The sequence below is a fragment of the Halobacillus sp. A1 genome, assembly GCF_024189295.1.
In the GTDB taxonomy this organism is placed as follows: Bacteria; Bacillota; Bacilli; order Bacillales; family Halobacillaceae; genus Halobacillus_A.
Genome location: NZ_JAIZEN010000002.1, coordinates 215,305 through 238,127, shown reverse-complemented (window position 1 = coordinate 238,127; position 22,823 = coordinate 215,305). Strand labels below are relative to the sequence as shown.

21 protein-coding genes and 1 other annotated feature are annotated in these 22,823 nt (G+C 41.1%); of the genes, 18 read left to right on the top strand and 3 right to left on the bottom strand.

Annotation, left to right across the window (positions count from 1 at the left end):
* Nucleotides 1-31 precede the first annotated feature (31 nt).
* Nucleotides 32-514, top strand: coding sequence for a dUTP diphosphatase (locus tag LF817_RS04160; RefSeq protein WP_253934505.1), 483 nt, complete (start codon nucleotides 32-34; stop codon nucleotides 512-514).
* Between the two features lie 75 nt (nucleotides 515-589).
* The gene (locus LF817_RS04155; RefSeq protein WP_253934504.1) at nucleotides 590-1,675 is read left to right on the top strand and encodes a M42 family metallopeptidase; all 1,086 of its coding nucleotides are present in this window, start codon (nucleotides 590-592) and stop codon (nucleotides 1,673-1,675) included.
* A gap of 433 nt (nucleotides 1,676-2,108) precedes the next feature.
* On the opposite strand, the gene sspI is transcribed toward LF817_RS04155, so the two are convergent.
* Nucleotides 2,109-2,318, bottom strand: coding sequence for a small acid-soluble spore protein SspI (gene sspI / locus LF817_RS04150; protein ID WP_253934503.1), 210 nt, complete (start codon nucleotides 2,316-2,318; stop codon nucleotides 2,109-2,111).
* 94 nt (nucleotides 2,319-2,412) lie between these two features.
* Between sspI and LF817_RS04145 the strand changes: the two genes are divergently transcribed.
* From LF817_RS04145 to pheT, 3 genes are all read left to right on the top strand, one after another.
* Entirely contained in the window at nucleotides 2,413-3,147 is a 735-nt protein-coding gene (locus LF817_RS04145; RefSeq protein ID WP_253934502.1) for a TrmH family RNA methyltransferase, read from the top strand.
* 48 nt (nucleotides 3,148-3,195) lie between these two features.
* Nucleotides 3,196-3,415: a binding site (T-box leader), on the top strand.
* Nucleotides 3,416-3,462: 47 nt separating this feature from the next.
* Complete coding sequence (gene pheS, locus LF817_RS04140; RefSeq protein WP_253934501.1) at nucleotides 3,463-4,497, top strand: phenylalanine--tRNA ligase subunit alpha; 1,035 nt, start codon at nucleotides 3,463-3,465, stop codon at nucleotides 4,495-4,497.
* Nucleotides 4,498-4,510: 13 nt separating this feature from the next.
* The gene (gene pheT / locus LF817_RS04135) at nucleotides 4,511-6,937 is read left to right on the top strand and encodes a phenylalanine--tRNA ligase subunit beta (protein ID WP_253934500.1); all 2,427 of its coding nucleotides are present in this window, start codon (nucleotides 4,511-4,513) and stop codon (nucleotides 6,935-6,937) included.
* 246 nt (nucleotides 6,938-7,183) lie between these two features.
* Here pheT and rnhC read toward each other — a convergent pair whose 3' ends face one another.
* On the bottom strand, nucleotides 7,184-8,116 hold the full coding sequence (gene rnhC, locus LF817_RS04130) for a ribonuclease HIII (protein WP_253934499.1): 933 nt from the start codon (nucleotides 8,114-8,116) through the stop codon (nucleotides 7,184-7,186).
* A gap of 144 nt (nucleotides 8,117-8,260) precedes the next feature.
* Here rnhC and zapA point away from each other — a divergent pair, with 144 nt between their 5' ends.
* From zapA to uvrC, 12 genes are all read left to right on the top strand, one after another.
* Nucleotides 8,261-8,539 carry a cell division protein ZapA gene (zapA, locus tag LF817_RS04125; protein ID WP_253934498.1) on the top strand — a complete coding sequence of 93 codons (279 nt, stop codon included), beginning with the start codon at nucleotides 8,261-8,263 and terminating at the stop codon, nucleotides 8,537-8,539.
* Between the two features lies 1 nt (nucleotide 8,540).
* Complete coding sequence (locus LF817_RS04120) at nucleotides 8,541-9,089, top strand: CvpA family protein (protein ID WP_253934497.1); 549 nt, start codon at nucleotides 8,541-8,543, stop codon at nucleotides 9,087-9,089.
* Between the two features lie 62 nt (nucleotides 9,090-9,151).
* A complete protein-coding gene (gene polX / locus LF817_RS04115; RefSeq protein WP_253934496.1) occupies nucleotides 9,152-10,870 on the top strand; it encodes a DNA polymerase/3'-5' exonuclease PolX in 1,719 nt (572 codons plus the stop codon).
* Between the two features lie 14 nt (nucleotides 10,871-10,884).
* A complete protein-coding gene (locus LF817_RS04110) occupies nucleotides 10,885-13,230 on the top strand; it encodes an endonuclease MutS2 (RefSeq protein ID WP_253934495.1) in 2,346 nt (781 codons plus the stop codon).
* 21 nt (nucleotides 13,231-13,251) lie between these two features.
* Complete coding sequence (locus tag LF817_RS04105) at nucleotides 13,252-13,659, top strand: DUF350 domain-containing protein (protein ID WP_253934494.1); 408 nt, start codon at nucleotides 13,252-13,254, stop codon at nucleotides 13,657-13,659.
* A 260-nt stretch (nucleotides 13,660-13,919) separates the two neighbouring features.
* On the top strand, nucleotides 13,920-15,626 hold the full coding sequence (locus LF817_RS04100; RefSeq protein ID WP_253934493.1) for a long-chain-fatty-acid--CoA ligase: 1,707 nt from the start codon (nucleotides 13,920-13,922) through the stop codon (nucleotides 15,624-15,626).
* An 86-nt stretch (nucleotides 15,627-15,712) separates the two neighbouring features.
* Nucleotides 15,713-16,303 (top strand): fatty acid metabolism transcriptional regulator FadR, encoded by a 591-nt coding sequence (locus tag LF817_RS04095; RefSeq protein ID WP_253934492.1) that lies wholly within the window; start codon nucleotides 15,713-15,715, stop codon nucleotides 16,301-16,303.
* 14 nt (nucleotides 16,304-16,317) lie between these two features.
* Nucleotides 16,318-17,091 carry an enoyl-CoA hydratase gene (locus LF817_RS04090; RefSeq protein WP_253934491.1) on the top strand — a complete coding sequence of 258 codons (774 nt, stop codon included), beginning with the start codon at nucleotides 16,318-16,320 and terminating at the stop codon, nucleotides 17,089-17,091.
* A 17-nt stretch (nucleotides 17,092-17,108) separates the two neighbouring features.
* Entirely contained in the window at nucleotides 17,109-17,882 is a 774-nt protein-coding gene (locus tag LF817_RS04085; protein ID WP_253934490.1) for an electron transfer flavoprotein subunit beta/FixA family protein, read from the top strand.
* A gap of 29 nt (nucleotides 17,883-17,911) precedes the next feature.
* A complete protein-coding gene (locus tag LF817_RS04080; protein WP_253934489.1) occupies nucleotides 17,912-18,892 on the top strand; it encodes an electron transfer flavoprotein subunit alpha/FixB family protein in 981 nt (326 codons plus the stop codon).
* 325 nt (nucleotides 18,893-19,217) lie between these two features.
* Entirely contained in the window at nucleotides 19,218-19,532 is a 315-nt protein-coding gene (gene trxA, locus LF817_RS04075) for a thioredoxin (RefSeq protein WP_253934488.1), read from the top strand.
* A gap of 119 nt (nucleotides 19,533-19,651) precedes the next feature.
* The gene (gene uvrC, locus LF817_RS04070) at nucleotides 19,652-21,445 is read left to right on the top strand and encodes an excinuclease ABC subunit UvrC (protein WP_253934487.1); all 1,794 of its coding nucleotides are present in this window, start codon (nucleotides 19,652-19,654) and stop codon (nucleotides 21,443-21,445) included.
* 10 nt (nucleotides 21,446-21,455) lie between these two features.
* On the opposite strand, the gene LF817_RS04065 is transcribed toward uvrC, so the two are convergent.
* The gene (locus tag LF817_RS04065) at nucleotides 21,456-21,896 is read right to left on the bottom strand and encodes a YslB family protein (RefSeq protein WP_253934486.1); all 441 of its coding nucleotides are present in this window, start codon (nucleotides 21,894-21,896) and stop codon (nucleotides 21,456-21,458) included.
* Nucleotides 21,897-22,190: 294 nt separating this feature from the next.
* Here LF817_RS04065 and LF817_RS04060 point away from each other — a divergent pair, with 294 nt between their 5' ends.
* Nucleotides 22,191-22,811 carry a succinate dehydrogenase cytochrome b558 subunit gene (locus LF817_RS04060; protein WP_253934485.1) on the top strand — a complete coding sequence of 207 codons (621 nt, stop codon included), beginning with the start codon at nucleotides 22,191-22,193 and terminating at the stop codon, nucleotides 22,809-22,811.
* Nucleotides 22,812-22,823: the final 12 nt, after the last annotated feature.

Sequence of the window (22,823 nt, the reverse complement as noted above, 5' to 3'; positions counted from 1 at the left end):
ATATAGATGATAGAAGAGGAGAGTTATATTTATGGACTGGCAGTCATTTTACGAAAAACAGAGCGAATTAGATGCTCACATCATGGAGACTCAGAAAATGAAGGAAGTGTCAGTGATCGATGATAAGATCCTGGCTTTGCTTGTTGAAGTAGGGGAACTTGCCAATGAAACAAGGTGCTTTAAATTTTGGAGCGCCAAACCTTCAAGTGAGAAGTCAGTAATCTTAGAGGAGTATGTGGATGGACTCCATTTTATATTATCGTTAGGGTTGGATTTGCAATTTTACTACAAAGAAGCTTCTCTGTCTCTGAAAAAACGAGAAACAGATGCTTTCTTAGATATATTTACTTCTATTGAGCATTTTAAACAGGAAAAAAGTGAAGCATCCTATCAACACCTGTTTCAATCCTATCTAGAGCTTGGAAATACTTTAGGGTTCAGTGAAAAAGATTTGCAGACAGCTTATCAAAAGAAAAATGAAGTTAATTTTCAACGGCAGGATGAAGGGTATTAAAAGAAGGCGAATTTTTGTTAATTGATCGATAAAACTATATAATGATAAGTAGAGAAAATAAGGAGGCAATTACATATGGCTAAAAAAGATGAAACTTTACAGATGTTAAAGGATCTTACGGATGCTAAAGGTATTCCAGGTAATGAAAGAGAAGCAAGAGAAGTGATGAGCCGTTATATCTCTCCATTTGCGGATGAAGTGTATACGGATAACCTCGGAAGCTTAGTTGCTAAAAAAACCGGGAACAAAAAAGGCCCGAGAGTTATGGTGGCCGGTCACCTTGATGAGGTCGGCTTTATGGTGACTCGAATTGACGATAACGGCTATATATATTTTCAACCGGTAGGCGGCTGGTGGAGCCAGGTCATGCTTGCCCAGCGTGTTACGATTATGACGCGCAATGGTGATTTGACAGGCATTATCGGTTCTAAACCACCTCATATCCTGCCTGCAGAACAGCGCAAAAAAGCTGTAGATATCAAAGACATGTTTATCGACATTGGAGCTTCCAGCAAGGAAGAAGCGAAGGAATTCGGCGTAACTCCTGGAGACTCAATCGTGCCATACTTCGAATTCACACAAATGAAGAATGAAAAGATGCTTCTCGCTAAAGCATGGGATAACCGCATTGGCTGCGCTATTGCCATCGAAGTGTTGAAGAAGCTTAAAGGTGAAAAACATCCGAATATTGTTTATGGTGTAGGGACTGTTCAAGAGGAAGTCGGCTTACGTGGTGCTCGTACTTCAGCTAATTTAATCAATCCTGATATCGCTTTTGGTGTAGATGTAGGTATTGCTGGCGACACGCCTGGGGTTTCCGATCGCGACGCTTCAAGTAAAATGGGTGATGGGCCGCAAATCATCCTTTACGACGCTTCTATGGTTTCCCATAAAGGACTGCGTGATTTTGTCGTAGATACGGCAGACACCCATTCAATTCCATATCAATTCGATTCTTTAGCTGGAGGCGGTACAGACTCAGGCGCTATCCACTTAAGCCACAACGGTGTACCAGCTCTTTCTATAACGGTAGCTACTCGTTACATCCATTCTCATGCCGCTATGCTTCATCGCGATGATTTTGAAAACGCAGTGAATTTGATTGTGGAAGTCATCAAAGGGCTGGATGATAAAAAAGTAAAAGAGATCACTTTTAACTAATCATCAATAGTCTTGCTTTCATAGGCTAAGTAGACCAGTGCATGAGATAAAACAAATAAAATAATCAAAAGAAATCGAGTATGAAACCGCATTGGTTTTATACTCGATTTCTTATTTCTAAGTATCCGTTTAGTGAACTGACATAAGGATTGTGTAGGAGAAGGGGTCTTTTAGAACGACCCGCTTTCCTCAGAAGTCTAAAGACCCTCGCGATATAAAGCTTTTCGTAACCAATTTTTCCAAATTTACTTAGTAAGTTAAATATCAAAGACGAGTCTGCGATAAAAAGCGAATGAATCTCATAATACGCAAAAAAGCTCAGAGCCTTTTAGCAACTCTCAGCTTTTTTGCGTATTATTTCCGGGTCTGTTAACCAATTGTTATTTCAATTAGTTATTACAGGTTTTTTCTTAAATAAAAACTAACTCATCCGTTACTCGGCTAAGCTTTTTTCAAGTGTATCAAGCATCTCTTGACGATCTTGCTCATTAGATTCTTTCCAGAGCATTTCAAAGAATACACCTAAGCCAGGCAGCATCTTTTCTTCGCCTCTTTGAAGAGCGTCATCAATGGTTGCTTCTAGTTGATCGGCGTTATGGCCGGACACGTTAGATAGAATGGCTTGTCTTAAATTTAAATTCATCGTTCATTACCTCCAATTAATAGTATATTTTAGTTTGACCAATTGTGAATAAGCTATGTATGATGGAGAAGAAAAACAATAAAAGAGGTTCGCCATGCTGACATCGTTATATAATCCAAAAGTGAAAGAATGGAAAAAACTACAAAAGAGAAAATATAGAAGGAAAAACGGCAGATTTATTGTTGAAGGAAGGCACTTAGTTGAAGAAGCGTTAAGCAGTGACTGGGATGTAGAGGAGATCATTCTTCGAGAAGGCTCCAGCCTTGACCTTATAGAGGATGTACCTGCCACTTATGTGAGCCATCAAGTATTTCAGGAGATTGCGGAAACCGAAACACCGCAAGGAATGGCTGCGATCGTCAACTATAAAGAATTTCCTTACAGGCAGCAGGATTTTTCTTTACTAATTGATTCCGTACAGGATCCGGGAAATCTGGGCACATTAATCCGAACGGCAGACGCGGCAGGGTTCAGCCAGGTCATTATAGGTGAAGGTTCTGTAGATCCCTTTAATGAGAAAGTTCTTCGTTCGACTCAAGGATCACTGTTTCATCTGCCAATTATTCAAGGGAATTTAGAGCAATATGTGGAAGCCATCAACAGTGAAGGAGTACCATTATATGCGGCTGCTCTTGAAGGAGCAGTACCTTATAAGAAGTTTGAGCCAAAGGGACGGGCAGCTATTATTGTGGGAAATGAAGGTCAGGGAATCCGTAAAGAATTGCTTGATTCGGTTGATGATAAAGTGTATATTCCCATTTATGGACAAGCTGAGTCATTGAATGTAGCCATTGCCGCAGCGATTCTCATGTATCATTTCAAAGGATAGGCTTGCATTGCACGTCGACTTTCTCTATAATTATCAACAGTTATAAGAAAAAAAGCTATGAAAGAGCAAAGTAAATGAATGCAAAAACGATTAAGGGAAGAAATGCCTTAGACTGGAAGCATTTCTATCGTGGCAGTCATTGAATTTTCACTCTGGAGCTGACGCAGAAGCGTCCGGATCCTAGTCCGTTATCTAATGATCTAAGTGGGCACTTCGTGTGTCAACAAGGGTGGTACCGCGAAACGAATATCCAAGTCTCGTCCCTTTTTACAGGGATGAGGCTTTTTTTATTTTATTATAAGGAGGAAGCTTTTTATGAAGGAACGTTTGCAAGAGTTGAAAGAAGAAGCGTTACGTAAAGTAGACGCGGCAGATGGTATTCAGCAGTTAAAGGATGTAAGGGTTGAATATTTAGGGAAGAAAGGCCCGATTACAGAAGTTCTGCGCGGGATGGGGAAATTGTCCAAAGAAGAGCGTCCTGTCATCGGCCAGCTTGCTAATGAAGTCAGGGAAGATATTGCGCAAGCGATCGAAGTGAAGCAGACAGGTTTAGAGGAAGCCGCTCTTGAGGAGCAGCTGGAAGCAGAAAGCTTAGACGTTACGTTGCCGGGCCGTCCAGTTCAAGTTGGAGGTCCGCATCTACTGACAAGTATCGTAGAAGAAATTGAAGATCTTTTCATCGGCATGGGATTTGAAATTAAAGAAGGTCCAGAAGTAGAAAGTGATTATTACAATTTCGAGGCGCTCAACTTGCCGAAGGGGCATCCGGCACGTGATATGCAGGATTCATTCTATGTTACAGAAGAATTGTTGATGAGAACCCATACTTCCCCAGTTCAAGCTCGCACAATGGGGCTGAAAAATGGTTCAGAACCTGTGAAGATGATTTGCCCGGGAAAAGTTTACCGCCGCGATACAGACGATGCTACTCACTCCCACCAATTCACTCAAATTGAAGGGCTGCTAGTGGACAAAGATGTTCGTATGAGTGATTTAAAAGGTGTACTTAATGCGTTTGCTAAGCAAATGTTCGGCGCTGAACGAGATATAAGATTGCGGCCGAGCTTTTTTCCATTCACTGAACCTTCTGTAGAAATGGATATTTCCTGTAAGGTTTGTGGAGGAGCAGGCTGTTCTGTCTGTAAAGGAACGGGCTGGATTGAAATACTGGGAGCAGGTATGGTTCATCCGAACGTGCTTGAAATGGCCGGTTATGATCCTAAAGAATATTCTGGATTTGCTTTTGGAATGGGTCCTGAACGTATCGCTATGTTGAAATATGGAGTAGATGATATCAGGAATTTCTATATAAATGATCAGCGTTTCTTAAAACAATATCATAAGGCGTAAGGAGGAATAGAGCATGCTAGTATCATTAAATTGGTTAAACGATTATATAAATGTACGTGACTACGAGCCTGACGAGTTCGCTGAGATTATTACAAAAACGGGGATTGAAGTGGAAAGCGTAGAGCCAGTAGCTGAAAAAGCTACCGGGGTGGTCGTTGGTCATGTAGTATCCTGCGAACAGCACCCTAATGCTGATAAATTATCCCTCTGTCAAATCGATGTAGGCGAAGGCGTTTTGCAAATCGTGTGCGGAGCTCCGAATATAGCTGAAGGACAGAAAGTGGCTGTAGCTGCTCCAGGAGCGGTTTTACCGGGTAATTTCAAAATTAAGAAAACAAAACTTCGTGGAGAAGAATCGAATGGAATGGTTTGTTCCCTTCAAGAACTTGGTGTCGACGAGAAAGATGTTCCAAAAGAATACCAGGACGGAATATATGTATTTCCTGAAGATGTCCAAGCGGGCGACGATGCCATTTCTTTACTGAATTTAGACGATATCATCATAGAGCTGGGACTTACTCCGAACCGTGCTGATTGTTTAAGTATGGCAGGCGTAGCTTATGAAGTAGCAGCAGCCTTAGGCCGCGAGTACGAATTAACCGCTGAAAAGGTGGAAGAAGGATCTGAAAAAGCTGAATCGCTAGTCAGTGTAGAAGTGGAGGATCCAGAAGCCAATCCTTATTATGGCGCTTTTATACTCAAAGACGTCACCGTAGGACCTTCACCTCTGTGGATTCAAAATCGTTTAACAGCTGCCGGCATTCGCCCAATCAACAATGTAGTTGATATTACGAACTACGTGTTACTTGAATATGGTCAGCCACTGCACGCTTTTGACTTCGACCGTTTCGGTTCTGCCAAAGTAATAACTCGCCGTGCGCGTGATGGAGAAAAAATTACAACTCTTGATGATCAGGAGCGTGTCTTAACGCGCGACCATTTAGTCATTACGAATGGTGATAAGGCACATGCTATTGCCGGTGTCATGGGTGGAGCAGAATCCGAAGTTCAGAAAGATACAAACACGATTTTGTTAGAAGCGGCTTATTTCAATCCAGCTAACGTAAGACAATCAGCTAAAGACCATGGTCTTCGCAGTGAGGCCAGTACTCGCTTTGAAAAAGGGGTAGATCCTGGACGTGTCGAGCGAGCTGGTCTTCGTGCGAGTGAATTGTTGAGAGAATACGCAGGAGCTACAGTATTACAAGGTGTAGTTAGTTACGATCAGCTTGATCGTTCCGAAAAGACAATCGAAGTAAATACGACAAAGATCAATGACCGCTTAGGTACTGAAATAACTAGGGAGGAAATAGCCTCTATTCTCGAGCGTCTGCAATTCCCATACGAGCAGTCAGACGAAGACTTCACGATTTCTATACCGACGCGCCGCGGAGACGTTGAGCGCTTTGAAGATGTGCTCGAAGAAGTAGCTCGTATATATGGCTATGACAATTTACCTTATACACTCCCAAGTGGTGCATCACAAGCAGGTGGGCTTTCATTAGAACAGCAGTTGAAGCGTCGCGTGAAAGCTTACTTCGAAGGGGCAGGGCTTGATGAGACGATTACGTATTCCCTGACGAGTGAGAAGCAGTCGACTATGCTAGTGAGTAAGGAGGTTGCTCAACAAGCTGCCGCACCTGTAAAGCTTGCCATGCCTATGAGTGAAGATCACAGTCACTTAAGGTTAAGTGTTGTTCCTGAATTGCTTCAATCCTTAGCTTATAACGTAGCTCGAAAGCAGCATAACATTGCTTATTACGAATTAGGAACGGTGTTTATAAGTGAGGAATCAGAAGTAACGAAGCAGCCACATGAAATGCTGAGAGCTTCTGGCGCGCTGACTGGTGAATGGTTGTCCCATCCATGGCAGCAGGAAAAGAAAACCGTCGACTTCTTTGTTGTAAAAGGAATTGTCGAGGGACTGAGTGACCTCTTAGATATTCCTATGACGTTCGAAAAAGCTAAAATCGAGGGTATGCACCCGGGCCGTACGGCAAATATCATGGCTGATGGCAAAATCATTGGTTTTATAGGACAGGTTCATCCTAAGCTTCAAAAGGAATGGGGACTTAAAGAAACTTATGTATTCGACTTGAATGCTGAGAAGCTTTTTGAACTATACGAGAAGGAAGAAGCCTTTGAAGCGATTCCTCGATTCCCGAGTGTAAGTCGTGATATTGCTTTAGTTGTAGATGAAGACGTTCCAGCAGGAGATATTAAAGAAACAATACTTGAAGCAGGTTCCCCTTTAGTGAAACAGGTACTTGTGTTTGACCTTTATCAGGGAGAACATCTGTCTGCAGGTAAAAAATCATTAGCCTACAATCTGCTTTACCTCGATCCAGAGCGGACATTAAAGGATGAAGAAGTAGAATCTGCTCATGAAAATATTCTGCAATCCGTAAAAGAACGACATGCAGCTGAGTTAAGAGGATAATATTCATTATCAGAGAGCTTCAGAAAAGAGTTCTACTGACCCTCTTTTACCAGCATAACTTTTAAACAGCTGTGCATGGAGAAGCTGTCGGGAAATCCTCTCGACAGCTTATTTTTTTTGAGAAGGTACGTCCATTCAAAAAAATGCCGTTAACCTTAGCTAGGTTAACGGCATTTTAAAATATCTTATATGTTGTGAAATTGTTTCACGGAAAAAAACCTGGACTTTACAAGGCAAAAGTATAATCTATTTCACAAGCTTTTTAGCTTTTTCCTTATTGGCAAAATGAATCTTGGCTATATCTCTTAATTTAGTTTCACCATAAACTTCAATAATTTTTGCGGCAGCTTGATCTACTTTAGCGGAAGCTCCTTTTGGTATAGGCAGGCCAGTATCCATTTCTAATTGGTTCATCGCTTTGACGAAGGCTGAACGTGCGATGATAGAACCAACCGCTACTGCAATGGAGTAACTTTCCGCTTTCGTCATAAAATAGACATGTTCCTGAAGCATTCGTCCTTCAGATTTCAAATGTTTTAAATAAACGGACGGCTCTGAAAATTGGTCGATCAATATTCCGTCGGGCTTTTCAGGTTCGATTTTTGTCAATAATTTATCGATGGCCTGGTGGTGAAGAAGGGTCTTCATCTTCCCCTGGGACCAGCCTTTTTCCTGCCAGTCATTGTATTTACTGTTGTGAAGTCTTAATAAGGTGTAAGGGATGTTCATTTCAACAATTTGTTTAGCGATATGTGTAATTTGATCGTCTGATAAATGTTTGGAATCTTTTACACCAATGGCTTTTAGTTGACCAATCTGGTGGTCTTTGACATAGGCTGCTGCAACGGTTATAGGGCCGAAGAAGTCACCAGTTCCCGCTTCGTCAGATCCGATATGACTGCTTGTGAATAAGTCATTCGCTGGATGGTAATTATGTGCTTTTTTCGTAGAAATACTTTTTGATGCTTTCTGGGTTGTTTCCCCCCAGTGCTTTGATTCCGCTTCAGGGTTTTTACCTTGAAATAAAACTTTTCCTGAAGGGTATGCCGTGATCGTGCAATTGGGTGTTTTCGCTGCAAAGGCAGCATGGTTAGGTGTAATGGGTTTCAAAGACGTCCGATAATGATCTTTTAGTTTAGATAATCGTTCCTTCGATAATGTAAGTACAACTTGTGGCATATATAGATCCTCTCTTTGATATATTTTCTAGCCATAGTATAGCAAATTCCAGTACCTCAAAGGAAATCAATCTTATTGGTTTCCTAATTGTTTAGCTTCATGTTAGTATAAAGCGTAGGATATTAGAATCAAGGGGGTATAGATGTGTCCCAATCAGATAAAGAGCGGAAGCGAATTACCGTTGAGATATACAATCGATCTTATACTATAGTTGGTCAAGAAGAACCACATCATATCCGCATGGTATCTAATCTTGTCGACCAGAAAATGAGAGAAATTCACGAGTCCAATCCTGCTCTGGATGTGTCTAAGTTGGCTGTATTAACGGCTGTTAATACAATGAACGAGTACATAAAACTGAAAGAGGAATGTGCAGAGTTGATTAACTATATTGAAAAGATAGAGAAAGAGGACGACGACTAACATGATTGATTTACTGATACTTTTTATTTTGCTTTTAGGTATATTTACAGGATTTAAACGAGGCTTCATTTTACAATTATTCCATTTAATCGGCTTTGTGACAGCTTTCATTGTAGGAGTTCTTTACTATGATGATCTAGCTCCTAATCTCGTATTGTGGATTCCTTATCCTGACCTTCCTGAAGGAGCATCATGGGCTATTTTCTTAGATAACCTCCCGCTAGAAACTGCTTTTTACAACGCGATAGCCTTTGCTATCTTGTTTTTCGGGGTGAGGATTATCCTGCAAATCGTGGCTTCTATGCTGGATTTCGTTTCCGATCTTCCAGTGCTTAGTTCCATTAATGGATTGCTTGGAGGAATCCTGGGTTTTGTTCAGCGCTATGTTCTTTTGTTTATACTTTTATATATTGCGGCACTTGTTCCTGTAGTCCAGATTCAAAATGCGATTGATGGATCTTTCTTAGCACAGTATATTATAGAGCATACTCCTGTGCTTTCATCTCAAATAAAAAATTTGTGGATTGAACAAGTGGCTAGTTTGATATAATGGAGTAAAGGGGAGCCGCTATTTTCATAGCGGCTTTTTCCTATGAAGAGAGGATGGGAAAATTGAGTAACGTCAATAAAAAGCAAGTAATCCAATTACTCGAAAAGATTGCTGTGTATTTAGAATTAAAAGGTGAAAACCCGTTTAAGATATCCGCTTACCGAAAGGCAGCGCAGGCATTAGAACGTGACGATCATTCATTGAGCGAAATTGATGATTTTACAAAAATGCAGGGCATTGGAAAAGGAACGGCATCCGTCATTCAGGAGTATGTCCAATCTGGTGAATCAGAAACACTCCGTCAGTTAGAAGCGGACGTACCTGCAGGACTAGTGCCCTTATTGGACTTACCTGGTCTTGGTGGTAAGAAGCTGGCCAAACTTTATCAACAACTAGGTGTCACAGATGCTGAGTCCTTGAAAGAAGCATTACAATCTGGAAAGGTCGAGGAACTAGAAGGTTTCGGCAAAAAGTCTGTTGAAAAAATGCTTAAGGCTTTGGAAGAAGCAGGCTCAAGACCAGAACGTCTGCCAATTTCTAAAATGCTTCCACTTTCTGAAAAGGTGGAAGAGTACTTAGCCGGACTTCATACTTTAGAGCGTTATTCCAAGGCGGGAAGCGTCAGGAGAATGAGGGAAACCATCAAGGACCTTGATTTCATTATCGCTTCCAATGATGCTCAAGCCACGCGCGATGAACTGTTGAACTATCCAGATATAAAAGAAGTCGTAGCTTCTGGCGAGACGAAGGTATCCATCATCGTGAATGAGGGATATGATATCGGTATCGACTTTAGAATTGTGGAACCTCAGGAATTCATTACAACACTGCACCACTTCACTGGCTCTAAAGACCATAATGTCGCAATGAGACAGTTGGCTAAAGAAAATAACGAAAAGATAAGTGAGTACGGCATTGAAAATACGGAGACGGGCAAAGTAGAAACCTTTGAAACAGAGGAAGCGTTCTTTAAGCATTTCGGTTTGAATTATATTCCTCCTGAAGTGAGGGAGGATACTGGTGAGATTGATGCTTTTCGTGAAAAGGTCGACCTGCTGGAGTTAAGTGATATCCGTGGAGACCTGCACATGCACTCAACGTGGAGTGATGGTGCCCAATCTATCAAGGAAATGGCTTTACGCAGTAAGGAAAAAGGATACGATTATATTGCGATTACCGATCACTCTAAATATTTAAAAGTGGCAAATGGATTAAATGAAAAACGTCTGCGTATGCAGCGGGAAGAAATAGAAAAAATCAATGAAGAAATAGAAGACTTTCATATTTTCTGCGGCATTGAGATGGATATTCTTCCAGATGGCAGTTTGGACTTTGAAGACGATTTTCTAAAAGAAATGGATTTTGTAATTGGCTCTATTCACTCAAGTTTCAGTCAAACAGAGGAGCTCATCATGAAAAGGCTCACTAATGCCTTGGAAAATCCTTATGTCCATATGATTGCCCATCCTACCGGAAGATTAATAGGCAAGCGCCAGGGATATAGAGCTAATGTTGAACAATTGATACAAGGTGCAAAAGAAACCGGGACTATTTTGGAGTTGAACGCGAACCCCAACCGCCTCGACTTGAGCGCCGAATGGGTAAGAGCGGCTCAGGAAGCCGGTGTGGAGATTGCTATCAATACGGATGCACACAGCTACCCTATGCTTGAGCATATAGAGGTTGGAGTCGGGTCTGCTAGAAAAGGCTGGCTTAAAAAAGAATCGGTGATCAATACGATGACAAGAGAACAGCTCATGAAACGACTCGGATTAAGTTAGAAGGGGATGTCATAATGAACCAGCGGATCTTTAAGGTTCTTGAATATAATAAAATTAAAAATCAATTGATTGATCAAGCTGCTTCTTCACTAGGAAAAGAAAAAGCGGCAGCAGTGAAGCCATCCACTGAATTAGAGGAAGTTGTGCGTTGGCAGCAGGAAACAGATGAAGCCGCGCAAGTGCTTCGTTTGAAAGGCCATGTTCCTCTGGGCGGTATTTTTGACATTAAACCAAGCATAAAAAGAACAATGATCGGGGGTATCTTAAGTGCATTGGAATGTCTCGACATTGCCAGTACGATCTATGGAGGCCGTCAGCTCAAACGTTTTATTGAAGATATGGAAGAGCCCGAACTCCCAATTCTGCGCGAATTAGTTGATGGTCTGCTTCCCCTTCATGAACTGGAAAGAAGTATAAAGAGCTGTATTGATGACCACGGGACTGTTATGGACGGCGCCTCGGATAAACTTCGTACGATACGCTCTAGAATACGCACTTCTGAAAGCAGAGTAAGGGACAAGTTAGATTCCATTACGAAGTCAAAATCAAAGATGCTTTCTGATTCGATCGTAACGATCCGTAATGACCGCTATGTTCTTCCTGTAAAACAAGAATATCGCGGGTCCATTGGAGGCATCGTTCACGACCAGTCTGCTTCTGGAGCTACTTTATTCATAGAACCTCAGGCAGTAGTGGAAGTCAACAACCTGCTCCAACAAGCCCGAGTGGAAGAGAAACAGGAAATCGAGCGGATATTAGCGGAATTATCTCAGGACGTTTCTGAAAATCAAAGCTTCTTATATACCAACGTTGAAATTTTATCTCAAATTGATTTCATGTTCGCAAGAGCCAAACTAGGCAGTCAAATGAAAGCTGCTATGCCAACGATGAATGATGAGGGACGCGTCAATATAAAGCAGGCTCGACATCCATTAATAGATCCTGAAGAAGTAGTACCCAATGATATTGAGCTAGGCTCAGACTTTACCTCTATTGTTATCACAGGGCCTAATACCGGCGGAAAAACGGTTACGTTGAAATTACTCGGCCTATTCACCTTGATGGCTCAGTCCGGGCTGCAAGTACCTGCAATGGATGGCTGTGAACTTGCGGTGTTTGAACAAGTATACGCTGACATTGGAGATGAGCAGTCGATCGAACAAAGCTTATCTACCTTTTCTTCGCATATGACGAATATTGTAGACATATTAAAACACGTGAATGATCGCACGCTCGTGCTTTTTGACGAACTAGGTGCCGGTACAGACCCTCAAGAAGGAGCAGCACTGGCGATGTCCATTCTTGACGAGGTTGTCAGCAGAAAGGCTCGGGTCATTGCGACCACTCATTATCCTGAATTAAAAGCATATGGCTACAACCGTGACGGAGTAACGAATGCAAGCGTGGAATTTGATATCCAGACATTAAAACCTACTTACCGATTGTTGATCGGTGTCCCTGGCCGGAGTAACGCTTTTGAAATTTCGCGCAGGCTGGGTCTTGATGAGAATATTATTGAAACGGCTAAGCAGCATGTTGGAGTAGATTCGCAAAGTGTGGAACACATGATTGCTTCACTGGAAGCTTCCACAAGAGAAGCTGAGAAGGATTATGAGGAAGCTGATTTAAAGCTGAAGGAAGCTGAGCAGCTGCATCGTGATTTACAGGAAAAATTGCGGCAGTTTGAAGAAAAGAAAGAGAAGATGTATGAGAAGGCAGAAGCGAAAGCCGAGAAGGCCATTCAAAAAGCTAAAGAAGAAGCAGAATATATCGTTAGTGAAATTCGTAATAAAAACAAAGCTGGTCTAAAAGAACATGAATGGATTGAAGCTCGAAAATCATTTGAGGAAGCTCAACCAAATCTGTCAAACAACCAGAAACACCCTCAGAAGCAGCCAGAAAAGAAACAACAAAAAGAACTCCAAGCTGGCGATGAAGTTAAACTATTGACTTTGAATCAAGAAGGAACGATCGTGGATAAAACCGGCAGAGAAGAATATCAGGTCCAAGTCGGGGTCATGAAAGTGAAGGCCAAAGCTAAAGACCTCGAATTCATCAAGTCTAAGCAGCCGTATAAAGATAAACCTCTTGCGACAGTAAAAGGTAAAAGCCATCACGTTAAAACCGAGCTTGATTTACGTGGGGAGAGGTATGAGGATGCGTTGAACCTTTTAGAGAAATATGTTGATGATGCTGTGTTAGCAGGTTATCCTACAGTTTCTATCATTCACGGCAAAGGAACAGGTGCCCTTAGAACAGCCGTACAAAATTATGCGAAAAACCATCGGTCGATTGCTTCTTCCAGATTCGGCGGTATGAATGAGGGCGGAAGCGGTGTCACTGTACTAGAATTAAAGTGATGACATAAGGGAGTGCGAGGAATGACAGGTTTTTGGGAAAACCCATACGTAGAAACGGCTGCAAGTTATAGTGTGGCCGTCTTATGTTTAATCTTATTCATGGCTGTATTTGAAGTGGTCACTTCCTACAATAACTGGAAAGAAATCAAAAACGGAAATATTGCCGTTGCTATGGCAACCGGAGGCAAAATATTCGGGATTGCTAACATTTTCAGGTATTCCATAGAACATAATGACAGCTTACTGCAGACGATGGGATGGGGTATTTATGGTTTTGTTATGCTGCTCGTCGGTTATTTCATCTTCGAATTTTTGACTCCGTCTTTTAAAATTGATGAAGAACTCTCTGCCGATAACCGAGCGGTTGGATTTATTTCTTTGATTATTTCAGTAGGATTATCCTATGTCATTGGTGCTAACATTATGTGAGGGGGCGCAAGGTGGAAACTCTAGCGAAAGTATTGATGGTAGTGGCCGCTGTTTTTATCATAGTCGGCGTCGTTTATATGTTTTTAGTTTAAAACCTCCTTTTACAAGGAGGTTTTTTGTTACCAGAGTCAAAAAAATAGGTAGTAGTGGTATTGAATTCATTAGTTGTCCTCATACATTTTCAATAATTTAAATAATATTTCAAATTATTCGGAAATATCGTTATAATGTAAGTATTAAGTAGCGGGAGGGATACAAAGATGACAATCGAAACAAAACCATGGCATAAGCACTATCCACCAGAGATTCCTACTAGCATTGAGTATGACGAATATCCGTTGCACCATTATCTTAAAGAAAGCGCTGAACATTACAGTAAAAAGAAAGCGCTTTATTTTATGGGAAAAGAGCTTAATTACGAAGAAGTGTATGAGGATACAAAGGCTTTTGCAAGCTATTTACAGAAGCTTGGGCTTGAAAAAGGGGATCGAGTGTCGATCATGCTGCCTAACTGTCCGCAATCAGTTATTGCTTATTACGCGATACTGATGGCAGGTGGAATCGTCGTTCAGACGAACCCTTTATATATGGAGAGAGAATTAGAGTATCAGTTAAAGGACTCTGAAGCCAAAATGATTTTGTGTTTAGACGTTTTATATCCTAAAGTGGCAAACGTCAAGCCAGCTACTTCACTCGAGCATATTATTGTGACAGGTATTAAAGACTATTTGCCTTTTCCTAAGAATAAAATTTATCCATTCATTCAGAGGCGCCAGTATCAAATGCTTGTAAAACCCGAGCAGTCGACAGATACACATCTCTGGAGACATCTGATGAATGAAAGCAGCAAACAGGTCAGTCCTGTAGAAATCGACCCTAAAGAAGATTTAGCCCTTTTGCAGTACACAGGAGGTACGACAGGCTTTCCCAAGGGTGTGATGCTAACCCATTATAATTTAGTGGCTAACACTCAAATGTCGATGAAATGGATGTATAAATCTGAAAAAGGCCAGGAGGTTGTGTTGGCATTACTGCCATTTTTCCATGTATATGGGATGACATCCGTCATGAACTTATCGGTAATGATGAGTAGTAAAATGGTGATTTTGCCTAAATTCGAGCCTGAAGATGTTTTAAAAGTCATTGCCAAACAAAAACCGACACTTTTTCCAGGAGCCCCTACGATATATATTGCATTATTGAACCATCCGGATATTAAGAAGTATGACCTGTCATCCATTACTGCATGCCTCAGCGGTTCAGCACCGTTACCAGTAGAAGTTCAGGAACGATTTGAACAAATTACTGGAGGCAAATTAGTAGAAGGGTATGGATTGACGGAAACTTCTCCTGTTACCCACTCCAATTTCATTTGGTCTAATCGAATCAGTGGAAGTATCGGAGTCCCCTGGCCTGATACGGATGCGAAGATCTTCCGTATTGATGCGGACGAAGAAGCGGACCATGGTGAGATCGGCGAGATTGTGGTAAAAGGACCACAAGTCATGAAAGGTTATTGGAAACGAAAAGAAGATACTGATAAAGTGTTAAGTGAGGATGGCTGGTTCAGAACAGGGGACTTGGGCTACATGAATGAAGAGGGTTACTTCTATATAGTGGATCGGAAGAAGGATATGATCATCGCCGGCGGCTTTAATATATATCCTCGAGAAGTTGAAGAAGTTTTATATGAGCATGAGGCTGTACAGGAGGCGGTCATCATTGGTATTCCTGATCCTTATCGCGGAGAAACCGTCAAAGCATTTATTGTGAAAAAGCCTGGTCAGGTCGTAACGGAAGAAGAACTGGATGAATTCTGCCGTAAAAATATGGCTGCATTCAAAGTGCCGAGGATTTATGAGTTCAGGGAGGAGCTGCCAAAAACAGCTGTAGGTAAAATATTAAGGCGTACTTTGGTAGAAGAAGAAAAAAAGAAGATGGACAATAAACCTCTGCAAAGTTCCTAGTTTTCGTGTTGACAGATATATTTTTGGGATGTAATATAATAGGTGAATGACCATTCATTCATTTTTAGCAAAGGCAGGGGATTACTATGAATAAGAATAAACCAAAATACAAACAAATTATCGATGCAGCAGTCGTAGTTATTGCTGAAAATGGATACCACTCTTCGCAAGTTTCCAAGATTGCCAAAAAAGCAGGAGTGGCGGATGGTACTATTTATTTATATTTCAAAAATAAGGAAGATATCTTAGTTTCACTTTTTCAAGACAAAATGGGCCAGTTCATAGAGAAGATTGAACACGAAACCACTTCCGGGCAGTCTGCTGAAGAGAAATTGTTGACCTTAGTAGAAACCCATTTCGAACAGCTGGCTGCCGATCATCATCTGGCTATAGTGACTCAGCTCGAACTTCGTCAATCAAATAAAGAGCTGCGTTACAAAATCAATAATGTGCTAAAGAAGTACTTAGCAGTTATTGATAACATCGTCGATGAAGGTATACAGGAAAAATTGTTCCGTAATAACCTGAATCGCAGACTAGTTCGTCAGCTGATTTTTGGGATGATGGACGAAGCTGTCACCAATTGGGTAATGAAAGAACAAAAATATAACTTAGAAGAGCAAGCACAAGACGTCCATAGTTTAATCGTCTATGGATTGGCCGAATCAAGTAAATAAAGGAGAGAAAATTTTTGTCTACTTTACACGTCGAAACAAATGGCCATGTGGCCACAATCACCATTCAAAGTCCACCGGCAAATGCTTTATCCAGTCATATTTTAAATGATCTGTCAGTGGAGCTGGACAATATTGAAAACAATCAATCCATTAAAGCTATTGTACTCAAAGGGGAAGATAAGTTCTTTTCCGCAGGAGCAGATATTAAAGAATTTACGTCTTTCCAGGATGGATCTGACTCCGGAAGTCTTGCGGGTAAAGGCCAGGAGCTCTTCAATAGAATTGAAAACTTCCACATACCAGTGATTGCAGCGATTCACGGTGCTGCATTAGGTGGTGGTTTGGAACTTGCCATGGCCTGCCACATCCGCTATGTGGCGGAAGACGCAAAGCTTGGTTTACCAGAATTGAATCTAGGCATCATTCCCGGATTTGCTGGAACTCAAAGGCTGCCTCGCCATGTGGGTGCTGCCAAAGCGTATGAAATGATATTAACCGGTGTACCGATTTCGGGTGAAGAAGCGGTGGAGGCTGGATTAGCAAATCAAAGCTTCAGCAACGATGAGTTGTTCGTTAGTGCTGATAAAACAGCTCAGTTAATTGCGGCAAAAAGCGGACCTTCTATCCACCACATCATGAAATTGATTCCTTATGCTCATACTACTCAGCTTCAGGAAGGTATCCAAAAAGAAGCAGAGGCTTTCGGTGCAGTTTTTGGTAATGAAGATGCTGTTGAAGGTGTGCAGGCTTTTATTGAAAAAAGAAAACCAGAATTCAAGGATAAATAGTTTAGGAGGGTATGCAAATGAACATTTATGTATTATTAAAAAGAACATTTGATACAGAGGAAAAAATTTCTATAAGTAATGGTCGTATCGAGGATGATGGTGCTGAATTCATCATCAACCCATACGATGAGTATGCGGTAGAAGAAGCCATTAATTTGCGTGATGCACATGGTGGAGAAGTCACGGTCGTTACGATTGGTGAAGAAGACGCTGAGAAACAACTCCGTACAGCGCTGGCGATGGGTGCAGACAAAGCTGTATTGATCAATACTGAAGATGACCTTGAAGAAGGTGATCAGTTCACCACGGTTAAAATTTTAGAAGCCTTCTTTGAAGATAAAGAAGCAGACATCATTTTAGGTGGAAATGTAGCTATCGATGAAGCCAGCGGACAGGTCGGACCACGTCTGGCTGAACGATTGAATATGCCTTGTGTGACAACAATTACAAGTATCGATATTGACGGAAGTGATGTTCAAATAGAAAGAGACGTAGAAGGTGACGTGGAGAAGGTGGAGACGACACTTCCACTAATTGTAACGTGCCAGCAAGGATTGAATGAACCACGTTATCCATCATTGCCTGGAATTATGAAAGCTAAGAAAAAACCTTTAGAAGAACTTGAGATTGATGATCTTGATTTAGATGAAGATGAAGTCGAACCAAAAACGAAAACTATAGAAATCTTCCTGCCTCCTGAAAAACAAGCGGGTAAGGTGCTAGAAGGAGAAACGGACGACCAAGTAAAAGAGCTGGTATCTCTACTGAAAACGGAAGCTAAAGTTCTGTAATTATTTATGGAGGGAAAGGAGACTTATTTATGAGTAAGAAAGTATTAGTCATCGGGGAAGCTAGAGAAGGAACTTTGAGAAATGTAACGTTTGAAGCTATTGCTGCAGCTAATATCATTAGTGACGGAGGCGAAGTGGTCGGTGTTCTCTGCGGATCTGATAGCCTTGAAGATATGGGTAAAGAAATGATTTATTACGGGGCCGATCGAGTCATCACTGTAGCAAACGAAGAATTGAAAACGTATACATCTGATGGATATGGTCAAGCTGTGTTATCCGTAATCGATGATGAAACCCCAGAAGGGATCGTTATGGGACACACGTCAATCGGTAAAGATTTAACTCCTAAGCTGGCCAGTCGACTGGAGTCAGGTTTAATTTCTGATGCTACAGAAGTCGTAGCAGAAGGCGGAAGGATCGTATTTACACGTCCCATTTATTCAGGAAAAGCCTTTGAGAAAAAGGAAATTACTGAAGGATTGACCTTTGCTACTATCCGGCCGAACAATATTCCTGCAGCTGCAAGGGACGAAGGACGGGCTGGAGAAGTTACTGAAAAAAGTGTAGATGTGCAAAATATCCGTACGATTATTAAAGAAGTAATCCGTAAATCAACGGATGGTGTGGATCTTTCCGAAGCTAAAGTCGTAATAGCCGGTGGTCGAGGGGTGAAAAGCGCCGAAGGGTTTGAACCGCTTGAAGAACTTGCTGAGCTGTTAGGTGGTACAGTAGGAGCTTCCCGAGGAGCTTGTGACGCAGGATATTGTGATTACTCTCTGCAAATCGGACAGACGGGTAAAGTCATAACTCCAGATTTATACATCGCCTGTGGTATATCAGGTGCAATTCAGCACTTAGCTGGTATGTCTAACTCTAAAGTGATCGTAGCTATTAACAAAGATCCAGAAGCGAACATTTTTAATGTAGCGGATTATGGAATTGTAGGAGATTTATTTGACGTATTACCTAAGCTGATTGAAGAAATCAAACAGATGAAAGTGAACGCTTAATTATAATAAATGGTTAAAGTGATGCTTTAGTCACTTTAACCATTTATTTTTGTTATGTTAGGTTTGAGTTGCGCCGCCTTGCTTATGCGTGTCAGGCCTACCAGTCCCTCTCCGCTTTTCGTGATGTCCAGCTTCGGTGTTCAGACACTCGAGACATAAGCAATTCGCCTCCGTGAAGGAAGAACGCTTCACTGCGCCGCCTTGCTTATGCTTGTCGTGTCTACCAGTCCCCCTCCGCTTTTCGGTGCATAAACAAATTGTTAGTCAGTTAAAATAGAAAGTGATATACTCGTTACAGACTAAAAGTTCGAGGAGGAATGTAAAGATGGCACTTGTAAAAGCTACTGATCAAAATTTTACTAATGAAACTAGTGAAGGCCTTGTCCTTGCTGACTTTTGGGCACCTTGGTGTGGCCCTTGTAAAATGATCGCACCGGTTCTTGAAGAGCTGGATGAAGAAATGAGCGATCAGGTGAAAATTGTTAAGCTTGATGTAGATGAAAACCAGGAAACAGCTAGTAAATTCGGTGTTATGAGTATACCGACATTACTTCTTTTCAAAGATGGTAAAGTCGTCGATCAAGTAATCGGTTTTCAACCGAAAGAAGCACTTGCTGAACTTATTACTAAGCACTCTTAATAAGAGCGTAATTTTTGAAAAGGGCCACGCTGTATGACAGCGTGGCTTTTTGCTGTATAAGATTTCCTAAATGTGGTACCTTTCATATAAGAACCACAATAAGGGTGGGGTGAACAACCATGAACAACAATATTAAAGAGAAACTGGCAGTATTGCCGGACCAGCCGGGCTGCTACTTGATGAAAGATAAACAGAATACAATCATTTATGTAGGTAAAGCTAAAGTTTTAAAAAATAGAGTTCGCTCTTATTTTACAGGAGCTCATGATGGAAAAACGCAGCGACTTGTAAGAGAAATCGTGGACTTTGAATATATTGTTACCACTTCAGAAATCGAAGCCTTGATTCTAGAAATGAATCTCATCAAGAAACATGATCCTAAATACAACGTTATGTTGAAAGATGATAAAACTTATCCCTACCTTAAGGTCACAGCTGAACGTCATCCTAAGTTGATTGTGACTCGTAAAGTGAAAAAGGATAAAGGGAAGTATTTTGGGCCTTACCCGAACGTCATTGCGGCAAGGGAGACGAAAAAACTTTTGGACCGACTTTACCCGTTAAGAAAATGTAATACCATGCCGGACAGGGTGTGTTTGTATTACCACATGCACCAATGTTTAGGTCCATGTGAGTTTCCGGTTTCTAAAGAAACGAATCAGGAAATCGTGCAAAGTATTACTTCTTTTCTTGGAGGAGGTCATAAGGAAATAAAAAATGACCTCAAAAGAAAAATGCAGGACGCTTCAGAAAAGTTGGATTTTGAAAGAGCCAAGGAGTATCGTGATCAAATCGAACATATTGAGTCTGTCATGGAGCAGCAGAAGATGACGATGAATGATCAAATAGATCGCGATATATTCGGGTACTCTGTCAATAAAGGCTGGATGTGTGTGCAAGTGTTCTTCGTACGTCAAGGAAAACTGATTGAGCGCGATATTGCTTTATTCCCGTTTTTCGACGACCCAGAAGAAACTTTCTTAAGTTACATCGGCCGCTTCTATTTGCACCAAAACCACCCATATCCAAAAGAGATCCTTGTACCCGTGGCAACAAATACGGAGGTTCTCGAAGGCGTAGTGGAAACGAAAGTAGCTATTCCTATGAGAGGGCGTAAAAAAGAGCTCGTCAATTTAGCTATGAAAAATGCAGAAATCGCTCTTGAAGAGAAATTTGCACTTATTGAACGAGATGAAGAAAGAACAATAAAAGCAGTAGAAAAACTTGGGGAAGAACTCAATATCGAAACTCCTCATCGGATCGAAGCTTTCGATAATTCGAACATCCAAGGAACGGATCCCGTTTCTGCTATGGTAACGTTCATTGACGGGAAACCTGACAAAAAAGAATATCGTAAATATAAAGTGAAAAATGTTAAAGGGCCAGATGACTATGAAACGATGCGAGAAGTCGTGAGGAGAAGGTATTCAAGAGTTTTGAAAGAAGAATTGCCGCTTCCTGATTTAATCGTTGTAGATGGTGGCAAAGGACAAATGACGGCCGCTATGGATGTTTTGGATAACGAATTAGGATTGGATATACCGTTATGCGGGCTTGCTAAAGATGATAAGCACAAAACGAGTGAATTACTATACGGGGACCCTCCGGCTTTTGTCAGCCTGGACAGGAATTCTCAAGAGTTTTATTTAGTCCAGCGAATCCAGGACGAAGTACACCGCTTTGCCATTTCGTTCCACAGACAGTTACGGGGTAAAGGTGCCATTCAATCTGAACTCGATCAAATCCCTGGTGTGGGGCAAAAGCGCCGCCGATTGTTATTAAGGCATTTCAAATCCGTGAAAGAAATCAAAGATGCATCCCCGGAGGATATTACAAAATTAGGGGTCCCGTTACCGACAGCACAGAACATCATTGAAACACTCAATAAAGAAGAAGAGCCAGCTGAGGAATAACACTGGCTCCTTATTCTGGTTCTCTTGTAGCAATGATCTCAACAATATTTTCTTTTGAGTTTATTTCTTCAATGCATTCATATGTATCTTCTGTTAAAGATTTAAGGATCTCTGCTAAAAAACCGCATTCGAGCCTGAAATCAACTTTGAACATTTTTTGATTCAACCTTTTCTCAACGATATGTCCTTGAAGATTGAAAATCATTTCTTTTCTTTTTTCCTTCACCAGCTGTAATTCGCCCCAGCCCATGTATTGGAAAAACTCATATAATTCTTCAAATGTACTTATAGTCGTTTCCCGTGCGATATTTTTCCCCATGAAATAAAGTAAAGAGGGAGCTTCTTTCCCAAGAAAATCGGGTAAAGAATAATAGCGCAGAAGGTCGAACCCCGCGCCTGTAGCGACTAGCGATGAAATGTTTTCAGTAGATAGCTTAGCAGTTTGTTTCATAACGTTCATTCCCTTCTACTTCATTATTATCGCTTGAATTAAAAAAACTCGCAACATATTCAATAGATTTTAAGGAATTGTGAATTTTTGGGGATTTCTACTAAATAATGAACAGGTTTTCTTGACGCTATTCCCCGATAGAAGTACAATATACGTGTCACAAATTGTACATTTAGCAGTTTTGATCATGGAAAAATTGGGGATTTCCTATCTTTTTTTGAGCCTTTATAAAAGCGCTTAACTGTCTGAATAATGTGCATAATACTATAGTCATCATCTTCTAGGGGGGTAAACATGGCAGGATCACGCGGATACGTTAATCGAAGACTACATTCATTATTAGGAGTAGTTCCTATAGGAATTTTCCTGATCCAACACTTAACTGTGAATTTCTTTGCAACTCGTGGGCCAGAAGCGTTTAATGCGGCAGCACATTTTATGGAAAGCTTGCCTTATCGATACGTTCTGGAAATTTTCATCATCTTTTTACCACTGTTATTTCATTCGATTTATGGAGTATACATTGCATTCACGGCTAAAAGTAATTTGAAAAACTTTGGATATTTCAGGAACTATATGTTCATGCTACAGCGTTTTACGGGTATTATTACGCTCATATTTATTGCTTGGCACGTATGGGAAACTCGTATTGCCATTGGATTCGGTTGGGCTGATTTAAATTATCAGCTTATGGAAGGCATCCTTACTGACCCATTCTTTTTCTGGTTCTACATAGTAGGGGTTATCTCCACAACATTCCACTTCTCGAATGGACTTTGGTCCTTTTTCGTCAGTTGGGGAATTACCGTTTCTCCACGTTCACAGCGCATTATGACGTATGTGAGCATCATTGTATTTGTTGCAATTTCATACGTAGGTGTTCGTACATTAATTCAGTTTGCCTACGGAGTATAAAATTATATACGG

What these genes read in the sequence shown, in the direction of transcription:
- trxA (WP_253934488.1), top strand. Translation starts at nt 19,218, where the DNA reads ATGGCACTTGTAAAAGCTACTGATCAAAATTTTACTAATGAAACTAGT.
- LF817_RS04095 (WP_253934492.1), top strand. Translation starts at nt 15,713, where the DNA reads ATGAATAAGAATAAACCAAAATACAAACAAATTATCGATGCAGCAGTC.
- LF817_RS04060 (WP_253934485.1), top strand. Translation starts at nt 22,191, where the DNA reads ATGGCAGGATCACGCGGATACGTTAATCGAAGACTACATTCATTATTA.
- sspI (WP_253934503.1), bottom strand. Translation starts at nt 2,318, where the DNA reads ATGAATTTAAATTTAAGACAAGCCATTCTATCTAACGTGTCCGGCCAT.
- pheS (WP_253934501.1), top strand. Translation starts at nt 3,463, where the DNA reads ATGAAGGAACGTTTGCAAGAGTTGAAAGAAGAAGCGTTACGTAAAGTA.
- LF817_RS04160 (WP_253934505.1), top strand. Translation starts at nt 32, where the DNA reads ATGGACTGGCAGTCATTTTACGAAAAACAGAGCGAATTAGATGCTCAC.
- LF817_RS04080 (WP_253934489.1), top strand. Translation starts at nt 17,912, where the DNA reads ATGAGTAAGAAAGTATTAGTCATCGGGGAAGCTAGAGAAGGAACTTTG.
- pheT (WP_253934500.1), top strand. Translation starts at nt 4,511, where the DNA reads ATGCTAGTATCATTAAATTGGTTAAACGATTATATAAATGTACGTGAC.
- rnhC (WP_253934499.1), bottom strand. Translation starts at nt 8,116, where the DNA reads ATGCCACAAGTTGTACTTACATTATCGAAGGAACGATTATCTAAACTA.
- LF817_RS04145 (WP_253934502.1), top strand. Translation starts at nt 2,413, where the DNA reads ATGCTGACATCGTTATATAATCCAAAAGTGAAAGAATGGAAAAAACTA.
- LF817_RS04100 (WP_253934493.1), top strand. Translation starts at nt 13,920, where the DNA reads ATGACAATCGAAACAAAACCATGGCATAAGCACTATCCACCAGAGATT.
- LF817_RS04120 (WP_253934497.1), top strand. Translation starts at nt 8,541, where the DNA reads ATGATTGATTTACTGATACTTTTTATTTTGCTTTTAGGTATATTTACA.
- uvrC (WP_253934487.1), top strand. Translation starts at nt 19,652, where the DNA reads ATGAACAACAATATTAAAGAGAAACTGGCAGTATTGCCGGACCAGCCG.
- LF817_RS04110 (WP_253934495.1), top strand. Translation starts at nt 10,885, where the DNA reads ATGAACCAGCGGATCTTTAAGGTTCTTGAATATAATAAAATTAAAAAT.
- LF817_RS04155 (WP_253934504.1), top strand. Translation starts at nt 590, where the DNA reads ATGGCTAAAAAAGATGAAACTTTACAGATGTTAAAGGATCTTACGGAT.
- LF817_RS04105 (WP_253934494.1), top strand. Translation starts at nt 13,252, where the DNA reads ATGACAGGTTTTTGGGAAAACCCATACGTAGAAACGGCTGCAAGTTAT.
- LF817_RS04085 (WP_253934490.1), top strand. Translation starts at nt 17,109, where the DNA reads ATGAACATTTATGTATTATTAAAAAGAACATTTGATACAGAGGAAAAA.
- LF817_RS04065 (WP_253934486.1), bottom strand. Translation starts at nt 21,896, where the DNA reads ATGAAACAAACTGCTAAGCTATCTACTGAAAACATTTCATCGCTAGTC.